Genomic DNA, 19,691 nt, shown 5'->3' on the forward strand with positions numbered 1-19,691 from the left:
CTCTGATGCGTTGGCCTCGACGGGCCCGGTGTTGCGAGCACCGAGACACCCCGTCGGGGCCTTCTGTTTGAGGCAGAGCTGAACTTGCGGCACTTGCAGAAAGTGCCGACACCGAAGAAGTTATAACTACTATGACTTCCTGGCAAGGGGCGCAGGAATGTCGACACAGAAGGCCGGTAGAAGCGCAGGTCAGCCACATGGTTCACTTGTTGTGACCAATAGATGAGAGGGAACCCGTGGCCGCTCAACCGAAGCCGGCGTACCAGCAGCTCGCCGATGACATCCGCCGACGCATCCTCGACGGCGACCTACAGGCCGGCGACAAGCTGCCGACCGAGGTCGAGCTCATGAAGGACTACGGCGTCTCTCGGATCGTGGTCCGCAATGGAGTGCAGGCACTCGTCAGCGAGGGCCTGGTCTCTACACACCGGGGCAAAGGGATGTTCGTCCGCGAGCAACGCCCTGTGCGTAAGCGCATCTCCGGGGACCTGTACGGGAAGCGCCCGACCGCGTCGCCGGTGAAGCGAGAGACCGAGGCGGAAGGGCGGCGATCCGAGTGGGAGTACCAGACACGATTCACGACCGCCACGCGTGCGGTCGCCGAACGGCTGGGCATCGAGGCCGGCGACGACGTGGTGCGCACGACCTATCGCTTCTTTGCGGATGACGAGCCCATCAAGCTGTCGACGTCCTACGAGCCGCGCGCCCTCACGGCTGGGACACCTATCGAGCAGCCGGAGGGCGGGCCGATCACTGGAGTCGTGCCGCGCTTCGACTCGATCGGGCAGCACATCACGCACGTCACGGAGGAAGTCAACGCGCGGGCACCGCGGCCCTACGAGGCCGAGCAGCTGCAGATGGCTCCCGGCGTGCCCGTCATGGTGGTCACGCGCACCTACTACGTCGACCAGCGGCCGGTGGAGACGTGCGACATCGTGGTCGCGGCCGACCGCTACTCGCTCAGCTACACGATCCCGATCCCCCCGCCGTCCGCGTAGCCCAGCAAAGGATTCCCCTGGCCGTATCTCGCCAAGTACTCCGCGGCCTGGTCTCGGAAGTTCTCGTAGGCGCCAAGCTGGGTGTTGCACCCCAGGCAGAGCATCGCCCGCACCCGTCCGGTGTTGTGGCAGTGGTCGACCGCCAGGCGCTGCCCCGGCTCTGGCTCCTCGCCGCAGATCGCGCAAGCACCTCCCTGGTTGGCAAGGATCTGCTGCTCTTGCTCAAGGGTGATCCCGTACTGGCCCATGAGCTTCCGTGCCCGGCGCTCCTCGGGGCCTGAGCTGGGCCACTGATAGTTTCCCTGTCGCCCGGCGGCACGGCACGCCGCACAGTGACTACGTCGAAGGCCGCTTCCGTTGCGATGGAAGTCTGTAGCTGGCTTCGTCTCCCGGCAGAGCGTACAGGTGCGGTCCGGCTCCATCTCGACCTTCATCTCGTAGCCGGTCCCCTCGCTCGCCTCCGTGTTGTCGTGCAGTTTGCTCATCCCTTCGTCTTGTGCGGCCGTCTCACACGCTTCTCACATGCGGATGCATCCCAGTCCCCCGGCTATGCCGATGACCAGGGCATTCGCTCGCTCTGTGCGCAAAAGGCGCCCTGCATGAGCCTTGAGTAGGCTCGGGGCATGGATCTGCCGGTGATGCCGCCCGTGAAGCCGATGCTCGCCAAGTCGGTGGCGGCGATTCCGGCGGGGATGCAGTACGAGGCGAAGTGGGACGGGTTCCGGGCGATCGTGTTCCGGGACGGGGCCGAGGTCGAGCTGGGCAGCCGGACGGGAAAGCCGCTGACCAGGTACTTTCCCGAGCTGGTGGAGGCGCTGACCGAGCGGGTGCCCGAGCGGTGTGTGCTGGACGGGGAGATCGTGATCGCGCGGGAGGGACGGCTGGACTTCGACGCGCTCACCGAGCGCATCCATCCCGCGGACTCACGGGTGCGCACGCTGGCCGAGCGGACGCCTGCGTCGTTCGTGGCGTTCGATGTGCTGGCGCTGGCGGACACCTCGCTGCTCGGCGTACCGCTGACCGACCGGCGGGAGCTGCTGTGCGAGGCGCTGGCCGGGGTGACCCCGCCGGTGCATCTGGCGCCGGCGACGACCGATGTCGAGGTGGCCCGGCAGTGGTTCGAGCAGTACGAGGGCGCCGGCCTGGACGGGGTGATCGCCAAGCCGCTCACCCTGCTCTACCGGCAGGACGAGCGGGCCATGTTCAAGGTGAAGCACGAGCGGACCGCGGACGTGGTGGTCGCCGGCTACCGCTTCCACAAGAGCGGCCCCGTGGTGGGCTCGCTGCTGCTGGGCCTGTACGACGACCGGGGCACCCTCCAGCACGTGGGGGTGTCCGCCGCCTTCACCATGAAGCGGCGCGCGGAACTGGTGGAGGAGCTGGAGCCGTTGCGGATGGCGGACGCCGCCGGGCATCCGTGGGCGGCCTGGGCCGAGGAGGCGGCGCACGAGAGCGCCCGGCTGCCGGGGGCGCCGAGCCGCTGGTCGGGCAAGAAGGACCTGTCCTGGGTGCCGCTGCGCCCGGAGCGGGTGGTCGAGGTGGCGTACGACCACATGGAGAACGGAGCGCGCTTTCGGCACACGGCCCGCTTCCGCCGCTGGCGCCCGGACCGCACGCCGCGGAGCTGCACGTACGCGCAGCTGGAGGAGCCGGTGCGCTACGACCTCGCGGAGATCCTCGGCACGCCCCCGGCGACGGCGTGAGCCGGCCTGCCGCCACCCCGACTCACGGTGTCATCAGGACCTTGACGGCGCCGTCCTGCTTGCGCTGGAACATCTCGTACGCGTGCGGTGCCTCCGACAGCGGCACCCGGTGGGTGGCGAAGTCGTCGACGCCGAGGGGGTCCTCGTCGGTGAGGTACGGCAGGATGTCGTCGGTCCAGCGGCGCACGTTGGCCTGGCCCATGCGGATCTGGAGCTGCTTGTCGAACAGGGTGAGCATGGGCAGCGGGTCGGCCATGCCGCCGTAGACGCCGGTCAGCGAGAGGGTGCCGCCGCGCCGCACCAGTTCGATGGCGGTGTGCAGGGCGGCGAGCCGGTCGACGCTGAAGCGTTCCGCGAGGGGCCCGCCGATCCTGCGCGGGAGCAGCGCGGACGCGTTCTGGACCAGTCGGGCGGCCGCGCTGCCGTGCGCCTCGGTGCCGACGGCGTCGATCACGGCGTCGGGGCCGCGGCCGTCCGTCTCGTCGCGGATCGCGGCCACCAGTTCCTTCTCGCTGTCGAAGGCCCGCAGGTCGTACGGCTCGACGCCGCGCGCCCGGGCCCGCCGCAGCCGCTCGCCGACCAGGTCGACGCCGAACACCCGGCCGGCGCCGAGCACCTGGGCGATCCGGCAGGCCATGTCGCCGATGGGGCCGAGGCCGAGCACCGCGACGCTGCCGCCCGGCGGGATGTCGGCGTAGACGACGGCCTGCCAGGCGGTGGGCAGGACGTCGGAGAGGTAGACGAACCGGTCGTCGGACGGGCCCTCGGGGACCTTGATCGGGCCGAACTGGGCCTGCGGGACGCGCAGATACTCGGCCTGGGCGCCGGGCACCGCGCCGTACAGCCGGGTGTAGCCGAACAGGGCGGCGCCCATGCCCTCGGCGGTGACCTGGGTGGTCTCGCACTGCGTGGGCAGCGCGTTCAGACACATCCAGCAGGTGCCGCAGGCGATCTGGAACGGCACCACGACCCGGTCCCCCGCCGCCAGGTCCGGTACCGCCGCCCCGACCTCCTCGACGATGCCCATCGGCTCGTGGCCGAGGATGTCGCCCGGGGTCATGAACGGGGTGAGCACCTCGTACAGGTGCAGATCGGAGCCGCACAGTCCGGTCGACGTGATGCGGATGACGGCGTCCGTGGGTTCCTGAATCTGCGGGTCGGGCACGGTCTCCACCCGGACGTCCCGCTTCCCCTGCCAGGTCACTGCCTTCATGGTGCCGCGCTCCCTCCGCCGGTCCGGTCCGTCCCGGCACGTCCGGGGACCCCGGTCCCGGCTGCGCCCCGGGTACCCGGACCGTCGGCTCTGTCACACCGGACCCGGCCACGCGGGCCGCACCGAGACCGTCCGCACGCAGGCGCGATCGAACGGACGAGCGCACAATCGAGACACGGAACGGGGTGGCCATGGTGGGTGCACGACGCGCGAGACGCTCCAGGACGGCGGTCGGGGCGACGCCGGCCGTGCTGGTGCTCACCGCCGCCCTGAGTCTGTCCCTCACGGCCGGGTGCACGACGAACCGCTCCCCGGACGACGGGCGCAGCACGTCGGGAAGACCGAGCGGCATCAGCCCGCCCGCCACGGCGCTCGGCCCGGTGCTCGCCGTGAAGATCGACAACGCGGACGCGGCCCGTCCGCAGACCGGGGTGGACGCCGCGGACCTCGTGTACGTCGAGCAGGTGGAGGGCGGGCTGAGCCGGCTGATGGCGGTGTACGCGAGCCGGCTGCCGCAGGCGGTGGGGCCGGTGCGCAGTGCCCGTGAGTCCGATCTGGAGCTGCTGGGCCAGTTCCGGCAGCCGCGGCTGGCCTTCTCCGGGGCGCAGAGCAAGCTGCTGCCGCTGATCCGCCGGGCGCCGCTGGACGCCGTGACCCCGGGCGACGCGTCCGGCGCCTACTACCGGGGCCCGGAGCGGGCCGCCCCGCACAATCTCTATCTGCGCCCGGACCGGCTGCTGTCCTCGGTGCCGGGAGCGGACGCGCTGACCACCGGCTTCCGCTACGGCCCCGCGCCCTCGGGCGGCAGGGCGCAGGCCTCGCACACCGTGCGCTACCCGGCGGCCCGCTTCACGTTCACCTGGTCGGCGGACAGGGGGCGCTGGCTGGTCTCCATGGACGGCACGCCGACGGTGACGGCGGAGGGACGGCGGGTGGCCCCGGCCACGGTGGTCGTGCAGTACGTGAAGGTGCGCGAGTCGGCCTTCCACGACGTCCTCGGCAACAACACGCCGTACACCGAGACGGTGGGCGCGGGGACGGCGGAGGTGCTGCGCGACGGGCGGGTCTACGACGTGCGCTGGAAGCGGGCGACGGTCCGCGACGGCACGGACTTCACCACCAACGACGGCAGACCGGTCGACTTCGCCGAGGGACAGGTGTGGGTGGTCTTCGCCAAGGCGCCGTGAACGGGCTCAGGGCCGGGGCGCGACCAGCGGCTCCGCCGGGTTGCGCAGGCCCTCCGCCGCGTCCGAGACCCGCCGGATCAGGTCGAGGAACTGGGTCTGCTCCTCGGCGGAGAGCGGCGCGAGGAACACCTGGTTCATCCGGGCGGTGCGCACGGTGAGCCGGCGGTGGGTGCGCACCCCCTCCTCGGTGAGCCGCAGCAGGGAGCGGCGGCCGTCCGCCGGGTCGCGCACCTTGTCCAGCAGTCCGCGCCGGCCCAGCCGGCTGATCACCTCGGCGATGGTGGAGCGGTCGAGCCCCACCCGCTCCCCCACGGTGCGCTGGTCGAGGCCGGGCTCGGCGACGAGCGCGTTGAGGACCGCGAACTGGGGGGAGGTGATCTCCTCGGAGACCATCGTGTTCCACAGCAGATAGTGCGCCTGCTGCAGCCGCCGGGCCAGGTGCCCGGGGTGGCTCGAGAGGTCCACCGCGGCCATGTGCGCTCCTCCGGTTCGGATGCGATCGCTTGGATTCGATCGGTGCACTGAACGATACCGCCCCACTCCCCACCCCGTCTCTCCCCCGGATGGCGGTCACCCCTTGCTCTGCCTGGGTCCTTGACTGACCAGCCCCACGGTGGCAGCGTGTGGGAAACCTCGGATAAATAATCAGTGCCCTGAGTAATTCGGGCGCCGACGGTCCTTGGAAGAGAGAGGGCTCAACGGATGGACAAGGTGGTCGCCACGGCCCTGGAGGCGGTGGCCGATGTGCCGGACGGCGCGTCGCTGGCGGTGGGTGGCTTCGGGCTGAGCGGCGTGCCGAACGTCCTCATCCAGGCCCTGTACGAGCGGGGCGTGACCGGTCTGTCGGTCGTCTCCAACAACTGCGGGGCGATGGAGTCCGGGCTCGCGGTCCTGCTGGCCGCCGGGCGCATCGCCCGGGTGACCGGCTCCTACATCGGCGCGAACAAGGAGTTCGCCCGCCAGTACCTGGCCGGGGAACTCGAGGTCGAGATGATCCCGCAGGGCACCCTCGCCGAACGGCTGCGGGCCGGCGGTGCCGGGATCCCCGCCTTCTACACCCCCGCCGGGGTGGGCACCCAGGTCGCCGAGGGCGGACTGCCGTGGCGCTACGACGGTGAGGGCGGCGTCGCGCTGGCGTCGCCGCCGAAGGAGGTCCGCGCGTTCGACGGCACCCCGTACGTCCTGGAGCACGGGATCCGCACGGACTTCGCGCTGGTGCGGGCGGCGAAGGGCGACCGGCACGGGAACCTGGTGTTCAACAAGTCCTCCCGCAACTTCAACCCGCTGGCGGCGATGGCCGGGAGGATCACGGTCGCCGAGGTCGAGGAGCTGGTGGAGCCGGGGGAGATCGACCCGGACGCGGTGCATCTGCCGGGCATCTTCGTGCAGCGGGTGATCGCGCTGACCCCCGAGCAGGCGGCCGACAAGAGGATCGAGCAGCGGACGGTGAGCAGCTGATGGCCTGGACACGTGAGGAGATGGCCGCCCGGGCCGCGCGCGAACTGCGGGACGGGCAGTACGTCAACCTGGGCATCGGGCTGCCGACGCTGATCCCCAACTATCTGCCGGAGGGTGTGGAGGTGATCCTGGAGTCGGAGAACGGCATCCTGGGCACCGGGCCGTATCCGACGGAGGACGCCGTGGACCCGGATCTGATCAACGCGGGGAAGGAGACGGTGACGGTCCTGCCGGGCGCCTCCTTCTTCGACTCGGCGCTGTCCTTCGGCATGATCCGCGGCGGTCACATCGATGTCGCCGTGCTGGGCGCGATGCAGGTGTCCGCCCAGGGCGACCTGGCGAACTGGGCGATCCCGGGGAAGCTGATCACCGGGATCGGCGGGGCGATGGACCTCGTGCACGGGGCCCGTACGGTCGTCGTGGTGATGACCCACACCGCCAAGGACGGCTCGCCGAAGATCCTCGAGGAGTGCGCGCTGCCGCTCACCGGCAGGCGGTGCGTCGACCGGATCATCACCGACCTCGGGGTGATCGACGTGACACCGGACGGGCTGGTGCTGACCGAGGTCGCGCCCGGGGTGGCCGTCGAGGACGTCATCGCCGGGACCGACGCCAAGCTGACCGTCGCGGAGGGTTCGCTGTGAACACCGTGTACATCGTCGACGCCGTCCGCACCCCGATCGGCCGCTACAACGGCGGCCTCGCGGGGGTGCGCCCGGACGACCTCGCCGCCCACGCCGTCCGCGAGCTCCTCGCCCGTACCCCCGCGCTGGACCCGGCACGCGTCGAGGACGTCTACTTCGGCAACGCCAACGGCGCCGGCGAGGAGAACCGCAACGTCGCCCGGATGGCCGCGCTGCTCGCGGGGCTGCCCACCTCGGTGCCGGGCGTCACCGTCAACCGGCTGTGCGCCTCCGGTCTCGAGGCGGTGATCCAGGCGGCCCGCGCCATCGCCGTCGGCGACGCCTCCATCGCCGTGGCCGGCGGTGTGGAGTCGATGACCCGGGCGCCGTACGTGCTGCCCAAGTCGGACCGGGCCTTCCCCGCCGGCCACACCGAGCTGTACTCCACCACCCTCGGCTGGCGGATGGTCAACCCGGGGATGGACCCGCAGTGGACCATCCCCCTCGGCGAGTCGGCGGAGCTGATCGCCGACAAGCACAAGATCAGCCGTGAGCAGCAGGACGAGTTCGCCCTCGCCTCCCACCACAAGGCCGCGCAGGCCCAGGCCGCCGGTCTCCTCGACGCCGAACTCGCACCGGTGGCGATCCCGCAGCGCAAGGGCGACCCGGTCCTCTTCGGCGCCGACGAATGCGTACGGCCCGATGCGTCCCTGGCGGCGATGGCGAAGCTGAAGCCGTCCTTCCGCCCCGACGGCGGGACCGTCACCGCGGGCAACGCCTCCCCGCTGAACGACGGCGCCGCCGCCCTGCTCCTGGTCGACGAGGAGGGACTGAAGGCCACCGGCCGGGAACCCCTCGCGCGCGTCTGCGCGACCGGTGTCAACGCCCTCGACCCGGACTACTTCGGGCTGGCCCCCGTCGAGGCCGTCAACCGGGCGCTCGCCAAGGCCGGAAAGACCTTCGCCGACCTGTCCGTGCTCGAACTGAACGAGGCCTTCGCCGCCCAGGTCCTCGGCTGTGTCGCCGAGTGGCCCGAGTTCGACCCGGCGGTCCTCAACCCCCAGGGCGGCGCCATCGCCCTCGGTCACCCGCTCGGCGCCTCCGGCGCCCGGCTCGCCGGCACCGTCGCCCACCAGCTCGCCCGCCGGGGCGGCGGCACCGGCGTCGCCACCCTCTGCATCGGCGTGGGCCAGGGCCTCGCCCTCGTCCTCGAACGTTAGGCCTCCAGGAATCCCCATGACTCTCACCCAAGCCGACATCGACCAGGAGATCGCGGCCGAGCACGCCGCGTACGAGAAGCGGGTCGCGGGCGGCGCGCCCGTGGAGCACCAGCCGCGCCGCGACTACGCGCCGTACCGCTCCTCCGTCCTGCGCCACCCGAAGCAGCCGCCGATCACCATCGACGTCACGAAGGACCCGGAGCTGGTGGAGCTGCACTCCCCCGCCTTCGGCGAACGCGACATCACCGAGATCGACAACGATCTGACCCGGCAGCACCACGGCGAGCCGATCGGCGAGCGCATCACCGTCTCCGGGCGGCTGCTGGACCGCGACGGGCGTCCGATCCGGGGTCAGCTCGTCGAGATCTGGCAGGCCAACTCGGCGGGCCGCTACGCCCACCAGCGCGAGCAGCACGACGCCCCGCTGGACCCGAACTTCACCGGCGTCGGCCGCACCCTGACCGACGCCGACGGCCGGTACCACTTCACGACCGTCCAGCCGGGCCCCTACCCGTGGCGTCAGCACCTCAACGCCTGGCGGCCCGCGCACATCCACTTCTCGCTCTTCGGCACGGCGTTCACCCAGCGGCTCGTGACCCAGATGTACTTCCCGAGCGACCCGCTGTTCCCCTACGACCCGATCATCCAGTCGGTGACGGACGACGCGGCCCGTCAGCGGCTGGTCGCGACGTACGACCACAGCCTGTCGGTGCCGGAGTTCTCGATGGGCTACCACTGGGACATCGTGCTGGACGGGCCGCACGCCACCTGGATCGAAGAAGGACGCTGACCTGCCATGACGAAGATCGACACGAGCCGTCCGGAGACCGTGCTCCCGACCCCGTCGCACACCGTCGGCCCGTTCTACGGCCACGCCCTGCCGTTCCCCGGCGGCGGCGACATCGCCCCCGCCGGCCACCCGGACACCATCGCCCTGCAGGGATACGTGTACGACGGCGAGGGCAACCCGCTGCCGGACGCGTTCGTGGAACTGTGGGGCGCCGACCCGGACGGCCGGGTGCCGCAGGTCGACGGCTCGATGCGACGCGACCCGTCCACGGGCGGGTTCCTGGGCCGCAACGGCGTGGAGTTCACCGGCTGGGGCCGCATCCAGACCGACGCCAACGGGCACTGGTCGGCCCGCACCCTGCGGCCCGGCGCGCGCGGCGACAGCGCCCCCTACCTCAGCGTCTGTGTCTTCGCGCGCGGTCTGCTGGTGCACCTGTACACCCGGATCTACCTGCCCGGCGACGACGCGGCGCTCGCCGCCGACCCGCTGCTGGAGCGGCTCGACCCGGCGCGCCGCGCCACGCTGATCGCCACGGACGGCCCGCTGGGCATCTACCGTTTCGACATCCGCCTTCAGGGCGAGGGCGAGACGGTGTTCCTGGAGTTCCGGTGACCGACGCCCGGCCCGAGTCCGGTCTGCTCTCCCCGGGGTGGACCGGCTCCCCCGCCGCCTCCGCGACCTCCGACGGCGCGTATCTGCGGGCGCTGCTGGACGCGGAGGCCGCGCTGACCCGGGCCCAGGAGACGCTGGGCCTGGCGCCCGAGGGGGCCGGGGCGGCGGTCACCGCCGCGGCGTCCGGCGCGTTCGACGCGCACTCCCTCGCCGAGCGCGCCCGCGCCGGCGGCAACCCGGTGATCCCGCTGGTCACGGACCTCACCCGGGCCGTCGGCGGGACCTACGGCCCGTACGTCCACCGGGGCGCGACCAGCCAGGACATCATGGACACGGCGACGATGCTGGTCGCGCTGCGCGCCCTCGGCCCGGTCCTGGCCGACCTCGCCCGCACCCAGGAGGCGCTGGCCCGGCTCGCCGCCCGGCACCGGGACACGGTGATGCCCGGGCGGACGCTGACCCAGCACGCCGTACCGACGACGTTCGGGCTGAAGGCCGCCGGGTGGCGTTCCCTGGTGCTGGACGCCCGGGACCGGATCACCGCCGTACGGGAGTCGCTGCCCGCCCAACTCGGCGGCGCCGCCGGGACGCTGGCGGCCTTCACGGCGTACGGCGCCCAGGACGCGCCGGCGCTGCCGGGCGCGTACGCCCGTGAACTCGGCCTGGCGGAACCGCTGTTGCCGTGGCACACCCTGCGCACCCCGGTCGCCGACCTCGCCGCCTGCCTGGCCTTCGCGGCGGGCGCGCTGGGCAAGGTCGCCACGGACGTGCTGACCCTCGCCCGTACCGAGATCGCCGAGGTGGCGGAGGGCAGCGGGGGCGGCTCCTCGGCCATGCCGCACAAGGCGAACCCGGTGCGCTCGACGCTGATCGCGGCCGCCGCCCTGCGCGCACCGCAGCTCGCGGCCGTGCTCCTCGGGTCACTGACGGCTCCGGACGAGCGCCCGGCCGGTGCCTGGCACGCCGAGTGGGAGCCGCTCAGGGATCTGCTGCGGCTGGTGGGCGGGGCCGCCCGGGACGCGGCCGAGCTGGCCGAGGGCCTGCGGGTCCACCCGGACGCGATGCGCGCCGACCTGGACCTCACCCACGGACTGATCGTCTCCGAGCGGCTGTCCGCCGAACTGTCGGCGGTGCTCGGCCGGGCCCGCGCCAAGGAGCTGCTCACCACGCTCGCCCCGCGCACCTACGCCGAGGGCCGCTCACTGGCCGAACTCCTCGCGGAGGAGCCCGACCTGAAGGACGTCGACCTCGGCGACCTCACCGACCCCGCCCACTACACCGGCTCCGCCGGTGCCCTCACCGACCGTGCGCTGGAGCGACGTTGACCGAGAAGCTGCTCAACCACCGTGCCGAGGGCCCCACTTCTGCGCCCGCGCTGCTGCTCGGACCCTCGCTGGGCACCTCGTACGCCCTGTGGGACAAGGTCGCGCCCGAGCTGTCGATCACCCACCGGGTGATCCGCTACGACCTGCCCGGGCACGGCGGCTCCCCCGCCGACCTGATCGGGCCCGGCGCCACGGTCGGCGACCTCGCCGCGCTGGTGCTGGCGCTCGCCGACTCCCTCGGCCTGGAGCGGTTCGCGTACGCGGGCGTGTCACTGGGCGGCGCGGTGGGCCTCCACCTGGCCCTGCACCACCCCGAGCGGGTGCCGCGGCTCGCGGTGATCTGCTCCTCCGCCCACTTCAACGGGTCCAGGCCGTGGGAGGAGCGGGCCGCGCAGGTGCGCGCCGAAGGGCTGGCGAGGCTCGCCGAGAGCGCCGACGCCCGCTGGTTCACCCCCGGGTTCACCGTGCCGGAGCTGGTCGCCGATCATCGCGCCGCCGATCCCGAGGCCTATGCCGCGTGCTGTGACGCGCTGGGCGCGTTCGATCTGCGGGAGCGGCTGGCGGAGATCTCCGTGCCGACGCTGCTGATCGCGGGACGGCAGGACCCGGCGACCCCGCCCGCGCATCTGCGGGAGATCGCGGACGCGGTGCCCGGCGCCACGCTGGTGGAGCTCCCGGGTGCCTCGCATCTGGCGCCCGCGCAGTGCCCGGAGGCCGTCCTGACCGCCCTGCGCGCCCACCTCGACGGGGGTGCCAAGCGGGGCATGGAGGTACGGCGCCAGGTGCTGGGCGACGCCCATGTGGACCGGGCGCAGTCCCGCCAGTCCCCCTTCACCGCCCGCTACCAGGACTTCATCTCCCGCTACGCCTGGGGCGAGATCTGGACCGACCCCACGCTCAGCCGCCGCGAGCGCAGCATGATCACGCTGACCGCTCTGGTCGCGCACGGCCACTACGACGAACTCGCCATGCACATCCGCGCGGCCCGCCGCAACGGCCTCACGCCCGACGAGATCGGCGCGGTCCTCCTCCAGACGGCCGTGTACTGCGGCGTCCCTGCGGCGAATTCGGCCTTCGCGACGGCCCAGCGGGTGCTGGAGGAGGACGAAGGGTCCGGGCAGCGCCCCTGAAAGGCGCGCCGCCGTCAGACGCGGCCCGCACCCGAACACCACTCAGCGGGCTCCCAGGGCCTTCTCCGCCTGCTCCACCAATCCGTCCGCCCCGCAGGTCCGCGCCAGTGTCAGACCCCGCCGCAGTTCGGAGACCGACCGCGACAGGATGCCGTACTCGATCCGCGCGGCCGCGTGCTCGTACTGGCTGGGCGAGGACTCCAACAGCGTGACCGCCTGATGAGCGAGGCGCACCGCCCGCTGACCGGTCTCCAGCGCGGCGGCGCACCGCAGCGCCTCACCGATCGCGGTGTCCGTGCCGAAGCGCTCGGCCCGGCGGCGGGCGTCTCCGGCGAGCTGTGCCGCACGGGCCGGGTCCTCGGTCGCGAGGGCCCGGGCGAGGTCGACGGCCCAGGGGACCATCACGGGGTTGAGGTGGCCGCGGACGGCGGCGGCCTTCTCCGCCTCCTCCAGCTCGTTGATCCCCTCGGCGGTGCGGCCGACGGCGAGCAGCAGCCGGCCGCGCACCGAGCGCGGGTCGGGCAGCACGATCGTGGACGGGTAGGGCGGGGCGAAACCGCACGCCTCGGCGACCCGCCACGCCTCCTCGACATGGCCGCGGCACAGCAGCACGTCGACGAGGTTGCAGGTGGCCGACCAGTACAGGGGCAGTCCGCGGCCGACGCGCTCGGCGAGGTGGAGGGACTTGCGCAGGGACTCCTCGGCCTCCTTCAGCTTGCCCCGGCGGCGCAGTCCGAGTCCGAGGTAGGCGTGCGCGAGGGCGAGATGGCCGCCGCTCCAGCCGGCCGACTCATAGGTGCGCAGGGCCTCGTTGAAGAAGGTGTCGGCGCGGTCGAGGCGGTCGGTGTAGGCGTAGGAGCTGGAGAGCATCATGAGCAGTTCGATGCCCCACACCTGGTCGGTCCAGCCGAGGCCCGGGGCGAGGCGGCCGTTGACGAGGGCGCGGTCGCAGAACTCGACGACCTCCTCGGCGTTCTCCCCGCGGGTCACGGCGTCGAAGCCGCGCAGGATGAGCAGGGCGCGCTCGGCGTTGTCGCGGCCGGTGCAGGTCGCGGCGAGCGCGGCGAGCTGCTCGGAGCGGTTGGGGGAGATCGCCTCGCCCGCGTGCACGCACTCCCACATGAACTGCACGGCCTGCAGCCGCATCTTCGCCGGGCCCGGGTCGAGCCGGTCGGCCTCCGCCTCGACGGTGCGGACGGCCTCCTCCATCTGGTCGTTGTGCAGCAGGGCCTGGGAGAGGCGGTAGACGGCGTCGACCCGGACGTCGCCCTCCAGGCCGGGCAGGGTGAGCGCGGTGCGCAGATGCTCCACGGTCTTCGCGGGCGCGGTGAGGAGGGTGGCGCAGCCGAGGTCGTACAGCACGCGCGCGTGGACGTCCGGGTCGGGCGGTTCCTCCAGGGCGCGCTCAAGACAGCGGCGGGCCGCGTCCGGGGCGCCGACGGCGAGGTGTTCGCCGGCCGCCCCGCGCAGTTGCTCGACGAGTTCCTGGTCGCCCTCCGGGTGGACCTGGATGAGATGGCGGGAGGCCGCGGCGAGGCCCTTGCCGGCCTCGGTGACGATCTTGGCGGCGATGCCGTGCATCGCGGTGCGCAGACTGGAGGGGATGCTGTCGTAGACGGCGGTGGCGATGAGCGGGTGGACGAACTCGAGGTCGCCCTCGGCGGCGGGGACGGCGGCCGGGTCGGGTTCGGTGAGGATACGGGCGGTGCGCAGCAGTTCGGCGCAGCGCACCGCGGTGTCGCGGCCCATGACGGCGAGCCGGGACGCCTCGTCGATGGAGATGCCGACGCCGCCGAGGATGGCGGCCGCCATGGCGAAGCGGGTGGCCTCCACGCCCAGCTCCTCCAGGCGGTCGACGAGTCCGCCGCCGCGCGCCGCCCGGTTCAGGGGCCGCAGTTCCGTGGCCGAGGACTCGGTCGGGTCGAGGCCCTTGTCCTTGACCTTGGCGAGGAGTTCGACGGTGTCGTAGGGGTTGCCGTCGGTGACGGCCCACACCTCGCGGCAGAACGCGGCGTCCGCGTGCTCCCCGAGGGTGGCGCGGGTGAGACCGGCGACCGAGGCCGGGGTGAGGGTGCCGATGCTGGTGACGTGCCGGCCCGCGGCCTCGCCGATCGCCTCGAGGTGGCGGCCCCGCTCGCCGCCCACCTCCTCGGACCTGCGGGCGACGACGACCAGGACGGAGAGCCGGTCGAGGCGTTCCGTGAAGGCCGCGAGCCAGCGCAGGGTCTCCTGGTCGGCCCAGTGCGCGTCGTCGATCAGCAGCACGAGCGGGTAGTGGCGCGAGGCCAGCCGGCTCACCGCGGCGACGATCCCGTCGCACACGTGCTGCGGGTCGGCGGGGCCCTCGCCCGGTTCCGCCACGCCGAGCGCGGGGCCCGCGATGTGGTACCAGTCGCCGAGGTACTCGCGGGCCTCCTCCGGCAGCAGGGACAGCAGCGCGGGCTGCAGGAGCTGCCGTACGACGTTGAAGGGGACGGACCGGAGCGTCTCGCCGCCGCGGGCCGACCAGACCGTGCAGCCCCGGTCCTCGGCGATACGGCGGGTCTCGGCCAACAACGCGGTCTTCCCGACCCCGGCCTCGCCCCGGAGCACCCGCAGATGGCCCGAGGAGGAGCGGTCGGCGCGGAGCGCGTCCACCGCCCGGGCGATGCCGTCGATCGCGTCCTCGCGCTCCCACAGGGGAGCCGGGGCGGCCCCCGCCGGCCGTGCCTCCGTCATCCCGCTACCTCCCCAAGTGCCGCCCGGACGACGTACAGAACTCGAGAGTAGCCGTCCGGGGGGCGCCGTGGAGGCAGTCCGCGCAGGTCGTGCCTCCAGGAGTGACACGGCGGACCCCGACGCGCCGGTACGGGCCTGCGTCGCGGGCCCCGGAACGTCAACAGCGGTGGACGGACCCCGAATTGACGTCGAATTCACGCCATCCGGCCCTTCGCCCCGTGCGGACCGCCGCAACGGAAATACCCTCCCTCTCATCCGCCTTTCACCGATGCCTCATACGGTGGGGGCATGACGCAGGTGACTCCTCCCGGGTGGTACCCCGACCCGGGGCAGACAAGTGACGGTCCCGCCACCGAGCGCTGGTGGGACGGCAAGGCGTGGACGGACCAGACCCGCCCCGCGGGCTCGGCCGCCGCATGGGGTCCGCCCGCGCAGACCCCGGCCGACGGGGCGTATGCGGCGTACCCGACCTATCCGGCGTATCCGGCACCCCCGCAGGGCAGCGGCCCGCGGCGCGGACTGCGCACGGGGATAGCCGTCGCGGCGGCGGTCGCGGTCCTCGCCAGCATCGGGGTGGGCGTGTACGCGCTGTCCAAGGACGACGGCGGCAGCGGCGGCGGTACGGCGCAGGGGCCGGGCGGTCAGGGCGGACCGGGTGGCAACGGCGGGGGCTTCGGCGGCTCGGGCGGCTCCGGCGGTGGGCCCGGCGGCTCCGGTGGTTCCGGGGACTCGGGCGGTTCGGGCGGCGCCTCGCCGTCGCCGCAGGAGTCCGAGGCGCCGAAGATCAAGAGTGGGTCGGTGACCGACGCGCTCAACGGGATCAGCATCCCGATCCCGAGCGGCTGGTACGGGCAGGAGGGCAGCTCCGGCGCCGCCGTGACGTCCGAGTCCTCGTACAAGTGCCCGGGCGACACCTCCAAGTCCTGCACCAAGGGCGGTGTGTACTCCTCGCCGGTGGAGCTGCTGGGCACCAAGGGCGGCACCGCCGAGGAGGTCGCCAAGGCGGACATCGCCGAGAACGCGGAGCAGTCCTACGGCGGCGACACCTACGGCGAGATCAGCTCGCACCAGGTACTCGCCTCCAAGGCGGTGACCGTCGCCGGGCAGAAGGGCTATCTGGTGCGCTGGAAGGCGGTCACCAGCAAGGGCGCCGACGGGTACGTGGAGTCGCTGGTGTTCCCGGCCCCGGCCGACAGCAAGCGGCTGGTGGTGCTGCGGTTCGGCCTGGACGCCGACCAGAACGTGTCGGTCATCGACACCATCACGAAGGGGATCAAGGTCGCCTCGGGCGGCGGCAGCGGTACGAACGTGTGACACCCGTCGAGCACTGATCGGCCGGGTGGGGCGCCCCTCCGCTCAAGGGGAACCCCACCCGGCCGGGGGGTGCGCGCCGCCCCCGTCCCCACGGTGCGGCGCGAGCAGGTCACCGTCCGGTCATCCCGTGGACGGCGGCCTGGGTCTGTGCGGTGACGGCCCGCCGAGCCCGAGCGCGGGCAGGACGGCGGCCTCCACGAACCGGACCAGGTAGTCCGGGTCGGCGTACTCCCCGTCGACGACGGGACGGGCGCGGACGACGCCGAACATCTGGGCCGGGATGTACTCCAGCGCGGGGTGGTCGGCGGGGATCTCGCCCCGTTCGACGCCGCGGCGCAGGATCGTCCTCAGCGCCTGGATCTCGGGGTCGATCAGCGCCTCGCGCAGTGCCCGCGCGAGGTCCTCGTCGCCGTGGACCGCGTGGCCGAGGGCCTGCAGCAGCTTGCTGTCGTGCGACGACCAGCGGCCCGTGGCCCGCGCGGCCTCGCACAGGTCGCCGGCGAGGGAGCCGGTGTCGATGCCGGCCAGCCGCCCGGTCCGGCGGGAGCGCAGCGCCGCCACGACGAACTGGGGCTTGGTCTTCCACTGCCGGTAGAGCGTGGACTTGCTGCACCGGGTGGTGGCGGCGACGCCCTCCATGGTGACCGCTTCGTATCCGCACTCGCGGATCTGTTCGAGGACGGCGTCGAAGAACTCCTTCTCACGCGCGGGCGTGATCTTGGAGCGGCGCGTTGCGGCGACCGGCTCCGGTCCCTCCGCGGCCTGCGACGTCATGGCCTCTGCCTCTCTTTCCCTCGCTGTCCGTTCCAGTGTGTCGTATCTCAATCGATACGCAAGTGTACCGGTACTCGCGCGTATCGGTACAGTAGCGTATCGGTACGATGTCGTATCGATCGATCAAACGCACCACCGTCCAGTGAAGGGGCCGGGGGATGAATGCCCGCACCGAGCCTGAACAAGCGGAGCCGGTCCAGCCGGCCCGGCCGCCGATAGTCAGGGAGCTCCTGCTCGTCGCAGGGCTCTTCCTCGTCTACAAATGGGGGCGGCAGCTGGCCACCGGCCACACGGCCGAGGCCTTCCGCAACGCCGGTGACGTGTGGCACGCGGAGCGGTGGCTGCGCCTGCCCGGCGAGGGCGCGGTGCAGTCCCTGCTGCTGCACGGGGACGTGCTGGTCCGGGTCGCGAACACCTACTACGCGACCGTGCACTTCCCGGCCACCCTGGCCTTCCTGGTCTGGCTCTACCTGCGGCGCCCGGCGCACTACGTGTGGGCCCGGCGGGTGCTGGCCGCCGTCACCGCGGCCGCGCTGGTGCTGCATCTGACGTTCCCGCTCGCCCCGCCCCGGATGCTCGCGGCGGCGGGCCTGGTGGACACCGCGCGGGTCTACGGCCCCTCCGTGTACGGGCCGCCGCGGACGGACCATCTGTCGAACCAGTTCGCGGCGATGCCCTCGCTGCACTTCGGCTGGGCCCTGATGGTCGCGATCGGGCTGATCGTGGCGACCCGGTCGCGGTGGCGGTGGCTGTGGCTGCTGCATCCGCTGGTGACGCTGGTGGTGATCGTGGGGACGGCGAACCACTACTGGCTCGACGCGATCGTGGCGGGCGCCCTGCTCGGCGCGGTGCTCGTGGTGATCCACGCGCCGGCGCGGACGGCGACCACGGCCGGCCGGAGCGGTCCGCGGCCGGTCCGGGCACAGAGCGGCGACCCCGTCCTGGTGGGGGCGGCCCGATGAACGCCACCCTCGTCGCCGTCGTCCTGTCCCTGTTCTCCGCCGTCGCCTACGCGGCCGCGGCCGTCGCCCAGGAGCGGCTCGCCTCCCGCTCCCCCGGCGCCGGGCTGGCGCGCATGCTGGGCCAGGGGGCCTGGTGGGCCTCCGTGGGGCTGAACGCCTCGGCCGCGCTGCTGCACGTGGTGGCGCTGAAGTACGGTCCGCTGACCGTGGTGCAGCCGCTGGGCGCGCTGACGCTGGTGGCGGCGGTGCCGATGGGCGCCCGGGTCGCGGGGCGACGGGTCACGGCGGCCGAGTGGCGGGGCACCGCCTTCACGCTGGCGGGGCTGGCGGCGATCCTCGTCACGGCCTCGGGCCCGGCTCCCGAGACCGTGCTGAGCGGCTCCGAGGCGGTCGCGGTGGCGGGGGTCACGGCGGCCGTGATCGGGCTGCTGGCCCGGCCCGGCACCCGGCCGGGGCTGCGGCACGCGAGCGCGTCGGGCCTCGCCTCAGGCGTCGCCTCGGCGCTCACCCAGACGGTGACGGTGGCGGCCACCGACCGCTCGGGCTCGCTGCTGAGCGTGCAGGTGATCGGGGTGGCGCTGCTGGTCGCGGCGGCCGCGACGGGCGGGCTGCTGCTGTCGCAGACCGCCTACCGCGGCGGGCTCGGCGCCCCGCTGGCGCTGGTGACGCTGGCCAACCCGGTGGCCGCCGCGACGATCGGGCTGGTCCTGCTCGGCGAACGCCTCCAGGGCGGCCCGGCGGGCGTCCTCCTCGCGCTGGCGGGGGCCTCGCTCGCCGGCTGGGGCGTGGTCCTGCTCTCGCGGGCCACACCGGAGCCCCTGCCGCTGCCGCTGCCGCTGCCGCTGCACGACGAGGAACACCCCGTGGCCGCGGTCCTCGCCCTGAAGCCGGAGACCGCCTCCCCCGAGCCGGCCCTGCGCCCCCGACCGACCTCGGAACCGGGTCATCTCACGGCCCTGTGATGCCCCACCCGGGCAAGACCCGCGCGCCGGGCGGCCCCTGGGGCCGCACGAACAGCCTCCCGGCGCCGCCGACGGCGCCACCCTGCGGACGCCAACCGCCCCCCGCCGGGGCATCTCACCGCCCCGGCGGGGTCCGCCCCGACAAGAGCGGCGCGCCGACGCAGACCGGAGCCGCACAAGCAAGCCCCCCGGCACCGCCGACGACCGACCCTGCGGACCCCAACCGCCCTCCACCGGGGCATCACCGCCCCGCCAGGGTCCGCCCCGACAAGAACCGCGCGCCCACGCAGACCGGAGCCGCACAAGCAAGCCCCCCGGCACCGCCGACGACCGACCCTGCGGACCCCAACCGCCCCCCACCGGGGCATCACCGCCCCGCCAGGGTCCACCCCGACAGAGCCGCGCGCCGGGCGGCCCCTTGGGGCCGCCCCACGAGCAGCCCTGCCCATGTCGGTTCGCCGCCCCGGCCCGGACAGGACCGGGACCGAGCCCGCCCCAGCGCCGCCGGCGATCTCACCGGCCTCGACGGCTGCCGTCGAGCCGGGACGGGCCGACGTCAGCCCATGCCGCCGTTCGCCGGGGCGGTTGCTCGCCGGGCGTCAACCCAGGCCGCGGGCGTCAGCCCAGGCCGCGGGCATCAACCCAAGCCGCGGGCATCAACCCAAGCCTCGGGCATCAACCCAAGCCGCGGGCATCAACCCA

General features: G+C 73.2%; 18 protein-coding genes. 13 read left to right on the forward strand and 5 right to left on the reverse strand.

The window, feature by feature from the left end:
* Positions 1 to 236 precede the first annotated feature (236 nt).
* Entirely contained in the window at positions 237 to 998 is a 762-nt protein-coding gene (locus OG852_RS08665) for a GntR family transcriptional regulator (protein WP_330347520.1), read from the forward strand.
* Here the strand turns inward: OG852_RS08665 and OG852_RS08670 are convergent.
* A complete protein-coding gene (locus tag OG852_RS08670) occupies positions 965 to 1,483 on the reverse strand; it encodes an endonuclease VII domain-containing protein (RefSeq protein ID WP_330347521.1) in 519 nt (172 codons plus the stop codon). The two genes, OG852_RS08665 and OG852_RS08670, sit on opposite strands and share 34 nt — an antisense overlap.
* A 138-nt stretch (positions 1,484 to 1,621) precedes the next feature.
* Between OG852_RS08670 and OG852_RS08675 the strand changes: the two genes are divergently transcribed.
* On the forward strand, positions 1,622 to 2,701 hold the full coding sequence (locus OG852_RS08675) for an ATP-dependent DNA ligase (RefSeq protein ID WP_133913689.1): 1,080 nt from the start codon (positions 1,622 to 1,624) through the stop codon (positions 2,699 to 2,701).
* 22 nt (positions 2,702 to 2,723) lie between these two features.
* Here the strand turns inward: OG852_RS08675 and OG852_RS08680 are convergent, their stop codons facing one another.
* Positions 2,724 to 3,914, reverse strand: coding sequence for a zinc-dependent alcohol dehydrogenase (locus tag OG852_RS08680; protein ID WP_330347522.1), 1,191 nt, complete (start codon positions 3,912 to 3,914; stop codon positions 2,724 to 2,726).
* 191 nt (positions 3,915 to 4,105) lie between these two features.
* Between OG852_RS08680 and OG852_RS08685 the strand changes: the two genes are divergently transcribed.
* Positions 4,106 to 5,101, forward strand: coding sequence for a DUF3048 domain-containing protein (locus OG852_RS08685; RefSeq protein WP_330347523.1), 996 nt, complete (start codon positions 4,106 to 4,108; stop codon positions 5,099 to 5,101).
* Between the two features lie 6 nt (positions 5,102 to 5,107).
* Here OG852_RS08685 and OG852_RS08690 read toward each other — a convergent pair whose 3' ends face one another.
* Positions 5,108 to 5,575 (reverse strand): MarR family winged helix-turn-helix transcriptional regulator, encoded by a 468-nt coding sequence (locus OG852_RS08690; protein ID WP_330347524.1) that lies wholly within the window; start codon positions 5,573 to 5,575, stop codon positions 5,108 to 5,110.
* Between the two features lie 228 nt (positions 5,576 to 5,803).
* Between OG852_RS08690 and OG852_RS08695 the strand changes: the two genes are divergently transcribed.
* From OG852_RS08695 to pcaDC, 7 genes are read left to right on the forward strand one after another with little or no spacing between them, the layout of a single operon-like run.
* Positions 5,804 to 6,559, forward strand: coding sequence for a CoA transferase subunit A (locus OG852_RS08695; RefSeq protein ID WP_133913693.1), 756 nt, complete (start codon positions 5,804 to 5,806; stop codon positions 6,557 to 6,559).
* Positions 6,559 to 7,203: a CoA transferase subunit B gene (locus tag OG852_RS08700; protein WP_330347525.1), complete on the forward strand. Its 645-nt coding sequence runs from the start codon at positions 6,559 to 6,561 to the stop codon at positions 7,201 to 7,203. Before OG852_RS08695 ends, OG852_RS08700 begins: the two co-directional genes overlap by 1 nt.
* Positions 7,200 to 8,402 carry a thiolase family protein gene (locus OG852_RS08705; protein ID WP_330347526.1) on the forward strand — a complete coding sequence of 401 codons (1,203 nt, stop codon included), beginning with the start codon at positions 7,200 to 7,202 and terminating at the stop codon, positions 8,400 to 8,402. Before OG852_RS08700 ends, OG852_RS08705 begins: the two co-directional genes overlap by 4 nt.
* Before the next feature lie 16 nt (positions 8,403 to 8,418).
* Complete coding sequence (gene pcaH, locus OG852_RS08710) at positions 8,419 to 9,192, forward strand: protocatechuate 3,4-dioxygenase subunit beta (RefSeq protein ID WP_133913696.1); 774 nt, start codon at positions 8,419 to 8,421, stop codon at positions 9,190 to 9,192.
* A 6-nt stretch (positions 9,193 to 9,198) separates the two neighbouring features.
* Complete coding sequence (gene pcaG, locus OG852_RS08715; protein WP_133913697.1) at positions 9,199 to 9,804, forward strand: protocatechuate 3,4-dioxygenase subunit alpha; 606 nt, start codon at positions 9,199 to 9,201, stop codon at positions 9,802 to 9,804.
* Complete coding sequence (gene pcaB / locus OG852_RS08720; protein WP_330347527.1) at positions 9,801 to 11,129, forward strand: 3-carboxy-cis,cis-muconate cycloisomerase; 1,329 nt, start codon at positions 9,801 to 9,803, stop codon at positions 11,127 to 11,129. The genes pcaG and pcaB overlap by 4 nt, the downstream gene beginning before the upstream one ends.
* Positions 11,126 to 12,259 (forward strand): bifunctional 3-oxoadipate enol-lactonase/4-carboxymuconolactone decarboxylase PcaDC, encoded by a 1,134-nt coding sequence (gene pcaDC / locus OG852_RS08725; protein ID WP_330347528.1) that lies wholly within the window; start codon positions 11,126 to 11,128, stop codon positions 12,257 to 12,259. Before pcaB ends, pcaDC begins: the two co-directional genes overlap by 4 nt.
* Before the next feature lie 42 nt (positions 12,260 to 12,301).
* Here pcaDC and OG852_RS08730 read toward each other — a convergent pair whose 3' ends face one another.
* Positions 12,302 to 14,977: an ATP-binding protein gene (locus OG852_RS08730; protein ID WP_330347529.1), complete on the reverse strand. Its 2,676-nt coding sequence runs from the start codon at positions 14,975 to 14,977 to the stop codon at positions 12,302 to 12,304.
* A gap of 288 nt (positions 14,978 to 15,265) precedes the next feature.
* Between OG852_RS08730 and OG852_RS08735 the strand changes: the two genes are divergently transcribed.
* On the forward strand, positions 15,266 to 16,291 hold the full coding sequence (locus tag OG852_RS08735) for a DUF2510 domain-containing protein (RefSeq protein ID WP_133913701.1): 1,026 nt from the start codon (positions 15,266 to 15,268) through the stop codon (positions 16,289 to 16,291).
* 120 nt (positions 16,292 to 16,411) lie between these two features.
* Here OG852_RS08735 and OG852_RS08740 read toward each other — a convergent pair whose 3' ends face one another.
* Complete coding sequence (locus OG852_RS08740; protein WP_133913702.1) at positions 16,412 to 17,065, reverse strand: TetR/AcrR family transcriptional regulator; 654 nt, start codon at positions 17,063 to 17,065, stop codon at positions 16,412 to 16,414.
* Between the two features lie 158 nt (positions 17,066 to 17,223).
* On the opposite strand from OG852_RS08740, the gene OG852_RS08745 reads away from it, so the two are divergent.
* Both OG852_RS08745 and OG852_RS08750 read left to right on the forward strand, forming a co-directional pair.
* Positions 17,224 to 18,027, forward strand: a complete 804-nt coding sequence (locus OG852_RS08745) for a phosphatase PAP2 family protein (RefSeq protein WP_133913703.1) — start codon at positions 17,224 to 17,226, stop codon at positions 18,025 to 18,027.
* A complete protein-coding gene (locus OG852_RS08750; RefSeq protein ID WP_330347530.1) occupies positions 18,024 to 18,989 on the forward strand; it encodes a hypothetical protein in 966 nt (321 codons plus the stop codon). The genes OG852_RS08745 and OG852_RS08750 overlap by 4 nt, the downstream gene beginning before the upstream one ends.
* The last annotated feature ends 702 nt before the right edge of the window (positions 18,990 to 19,691 follow it).

This window comes from Streptomyces sp. NBC_00582, from assembly GCF_036345155.1.
GTDB lineage: Bacteria > Actinomycetota > Actinomycetes > Streptomycetales > Streptomycetaceae > Streptomyces.

Excerpts from the sequence above, each read along its gene's own strand:
- OG852_RS08690 (WP_330347524.1), bottom strand. The coding sequence starts at position 5,575 with ATGGCCGCGGTGGACCTCTCGAGCCACCCCGGGCACCTGGCCCGGCGG.
- OG852_RS08740 (WP_133913702.1), bottom strand. The coding sequence starts at position 17,065 with ATGACGTCGCAGGCCGCGGAGGGACCGGAGCCGGTCGCCGCAACGCGC.
- OG852_RS08670 (WP_330347521.1), bottom strand. The coding sequence starts at position 1,483 with ATGAGCAAACTGCACGACAACACGGAGGCGAGCGAGGGGACCGGCTAC.
- OG852_RS08675 (WP_133913689.1), top strand. The coding sequence starts at position 1,622 with ATGGATCTGCCGGTGATGCCGCCCGTGAAGCCGATGCTCGCCAAGTCG.
- OG852_RS08685 (WP_330347523.1), top strand. The coding sequence starts at position 4,106 with ATGGTGGGTGCACGACGCGCGAGACGCTCCAGGACGGCGGTCGGGGCG.
- OG852_RS08695 (WP_133913693.1), top strand. The coding sequence starts at position 5,804 with ATGGACAAGGTGGTCGCCACGGCCCTGGAGGCGGTGGCCGATGTGCCG.
- OG852_RS08680 (WP_330347522.1), bottom strand. The coding sequence starts at position 3,914 with ATGAAGGCAGTGACCTGGCAGGGGAAGCGGGACGTCCGGGTGGAGACC.
- OG852_RS08700 (WP_330347525.1), top strand. The coding sequence starts at position 6,559 with ATGGCCTGGACACGTGAGGAGATGGCCGCCCGGGCCGCGCGCGAACTG.
- pcaH (WP_133913696.1), top strand. The coding sequence starts at position 8,419 with ATGACTCTCACCCAAGCCGACATCGACCAGGAGATCGCGGCCGAGCAC.
- pcaG (WP_133913697.1), top strand. The coding sequence starts at position 9,199 with ATGACGAAGATCGACACGAGCCGTCCGGAGACCGTGCTCCCGACCCCG.
- OG852_RS08735 (WP_133913701.1), top strand. The coding sequence starts at position 15,266 with ATGACGCAGGTGACTCCTCCCGGGTGGTACCCCGACCCGGGGCAGACA.
- OG852_RS08750 (WP_330347530.1), top strand. The coding sequence starts at position 18,024 with ATGAACGCCACCCTCGTCGCCGTCGTCCTGTCCCTGTTCTCCGCCGTC.
- OG852_RS08730 (WP_330347529.1), bottom strand. The coding sequence starts at position 14,977 with ATGACGGAGGCACGGCCGGCGGGGGCCGCCCCGGCTCCCCTGTGGGAG.
- OG852_RS08745 (WP_133913703.1), top strand. The coding sequence starts at position 17,224 with ATGAATGCCCGCACCGAGCCTGAACAAGCGGAGCCGGTCCAGCCGGCC.